Annotated in this window: 4 protein-coding genes and 1 pseudogene; 1 reads left to right on the top strand and 4 read right to left on the bottom strand. The window is 68.8% G+C overall.

Annotated features, from left to right (window positions below; translation table 11 throughout):
• The coding region (locus WBA11_RS12345) for an ATP-dependent helicase C-terminal domain-containing protein (RefSeq protein ID WP_424520980.1) at positions 1-901 on the top strand (901 nt) is incomplete at its 5' end.
• A gap of 25 nt (positions 902-926) precedes the next feature.
• Here WBA11_RS12345 and WBA11_RS12350 read toward each other — a convergent pair.
• The 4 genes and pseudogenes from WBA11_RS12350 to WBA11_RS12365 form a co-directional block, all read right to left on the bottom strand.
• On the bottom strand, positions 927-1,196 hold the full coding sequence (locus tag WBA11_RS12350; RefSeq protein WP_424520981.1) for a type II toxin-antitoxin system RelE family toxin: 270 nt from the start codon (positions 1,194-1,196) through the stop codon (positions 927-929).
• Complete coding sequence (locus WBA11_RS12355) at positions 1,193-1,402, bottom strand: hypothetical protein (protein WP_424520982.1); 210 nt, start codon at positions 1,400-1,402, stop codon at positions 1,193-1,195. The genes WBA11_RS12350 and WBA11_RS12355 overlap by 4 nt, the downstream gene beginning before the upstream one ends.
• A gap of 186 nt (positions 1,403-1,588) precedes the next feature.
• Positions 1,589-1,795, bottom strand: a complete 207-nt coding sequence (locus tag WBA11_RS12360) for a DUF2283 domain-containing protein (RefSeq protein WP_424520983.1) — start codon at positions 1,793-1,795, stop codon at positions 1,589-1,591.
• A 239-nt stretch (positions 1,796-2,034) separates the two neighbouring features.
• A pseudogene (locus WBA11_RS12365) lies at positions 2,035-2,237 on the bottom strand (peptidase M28); the annotation flags it as partial.

The following is a 2,237-nucleotide window of genomic DNA, read 5'->3' on the forward strand; positions in this document are numbered from 1 at the left end:
GGGCTCGCGGTACCGGCTGCGCGAGGGGCGCGCGGTGACGCTCGACCCGGGCCAGCCGCTGGCGGACGAGCCGTTCCTGGCCGTCGGCGACCTCGATGACCGGCGCGGCGGCGCCCGCCCGTTCCTGGCCGCTCCGATCTCGGCCGACGAGATCGAGGTCGCGTTCGAGAGCCAGATCATCGAGGACGACGAGGTCGGCTGGGACGACCGGGCGGGGCGCGTGGTGGCGAAGCGGGTCCGGCGCTTGGGCGCGGTCGTTCTGCACGAAGCCTCGATCCGCACGCCTCCGCCCCACCTCATCTCGGTCGGTCTCGTCCAAGGCGTCCGCGCTCGCGGCCTGGGCGTGCTCCCGTGGTCGAAGCCGGCCTCGAGGCTGCGCGAGCGGATCGCGTTCCTCCACCGACATCGTGGGGACGACTGGCCCGACGTGGGCGACGCGGCTCTCTTAAACGACCTCGAGGGCTGGCTCGGGCCGTACCTCGCGGGCATGAAGCGGCTCTCCGACCTGGGCCGGCTCGACCTCGGGCCGATCCTGCTCGCGCTCGGACCGGCGACGGCGCGGACGGACATCGACCGGCTGGCCCCGTCGCACGTGACGGTCCCGAGCGGGTCGGTCCGCCCCATCGACTACTCGGATGGGGCGCCGGTCCTAGGCGTCCGTCTCCAGGAGGTCTTTGGCTTGGAGGACACGCCGCGCGTCCTGGAGGGCCGGATGCCGGTCGTGATGCACCTGCTGAGCCCGGCGCAGCGGCCGGTCCAGGTCACGACGGACTTGGCCTCGTTCTGGCGCGACGCGTACTTCGACGTCCGCAAGGACCTTCGAGGGCGGTACCCGAAGCACCACTGGCCGGAGAACCCGCTCGAAGCGACGCCGACCTCGAGGGCGAAACGCCGGCGCTAGCGACCTCAAGGCCGGATCGTCGCAGCTACGGGAACCGCCGGTAGATCTCACGCCGGTGCATGAAGCGCAGCACCACAATCGTGTCTTCTTCCAGCTTCAAGCCGAGCCGGTAGTCGCCGATGCGGACGCGGTAGTAGTCGCTCCACCCTTGCATCCGCTTCACGTTCGTCACCGCGCCGAACTCCTCCGCCGCTTCGACCTGCTCGATCACCTGCCGAAGTCGAGACAGCAGTTGCGCGTCGCCTCGGAGCTTCTTCAGGTCTCGCTCGAAGCTCTTGCGGAAGACGACCCTCAACTCCCGCCCTCGAGGAGATCGAAGATCCGCTCGCGACTGACCTCTTCGGTCGCTTCACCTTCGTGCATCGCCTCCCCAAAGGCGATGTCTTCGATCACGTCAGCGACGACGGCGCGGAGCAGGTCCTGCTGCTCGGAGACGGCCTCGACCAAGGCTTCCTTGAGCGCCTGCTTGAGCGCGTCTTCGGGAATGCTGACGTCGGGCATGGCTGAACGGAGGGCGTCGGACGTACCGAACGATAAGGAAAGCGGCCGGTTCGATCGCTCGGAATGCCACTGGCCGGAGAACCCGCTCGAGGAGACGCCGACCTCGAGGGCGAAACGGCGGCGGTAGCGACCTCGAGGTCGAACACTCCTGGGGCGCTCAGGCCCCGCAGCGGCAGAGCAGCCGTCTCACGCCGCGATGGCTGGGATCGCCGTGACTGAGAAGGAACCGAGGTCTGCCCGCTCACTTGCGTGCTCGACCGTCATCCCGATCACGTTCCCGTCCCCGTCGTAGTCCAACACTACGTCCGGAGCCATCTCGCCCGCGTCGGCGCTTGGGCCGGGACGAAGCGCGATGTAGAGCGTGTCCGTGTCAGGGAAGTACTCGAACGTCATGACTCGCGGGGCTTAGGGGGACGGTCAGGAAAGGCGTTGTGGAGCGTCTCGCGGTCCTCCAACGCTACGACGCGGAGGTACTTGCCAATCGCGGCTACGGAGTGCCGTCGTCTCTGAGGCGCCACCGATCCCGAGGGGAAACGGCGGCGGTAGCGACCTCGAGGACGTGCCTCGACCGTGTTACCCATGTGGCCGGCCTGATCTGTCACCTATGTGACCGGCTCCTACAGGGTATTGAGTCACCTGTAGAGCTCACGGGCCACCGCCTCGTACTCGTCGCCGGGCGTCCACTGCACGCGCTCCGGCGCGTCCGCCACCCGCCGCGCGATCTCCACGAACGCCGTCGCGAACCGGGCGAGGTAGCCGTAGTCGAGGTCGTCGGGGCCGTCGGCGGGCTGGTGGTACCGGTCGGCCACGCCAACGTCGCCGAACGACCAGGCGC

Source organism: Rubrivirga sp. (genome assembly GCF_049648075.1).
Classification (GTDB): domain Bacteria; phylum Bacteroidota; class Rhodothermia; order Rhodothermales; family Rubricoccaceae; genus Rubrivirga.

Coding starts and splice junctions, on each gene's coding strand:
- WBA11_RS12355 (WP_424520982.1), bottom strand. CDS start 1,402: ATGCCCGACGTCAGCATTCCCGAAGACGCGCTCAAGCAGGCGCTCAAG.
- WBA11_RS12360 (WP_424520983.1), bottom strand. CDS start 1,795: ATGACGTTCGAGTACTTCCCTGACACGGACACGCTCTACATCGCGCTT.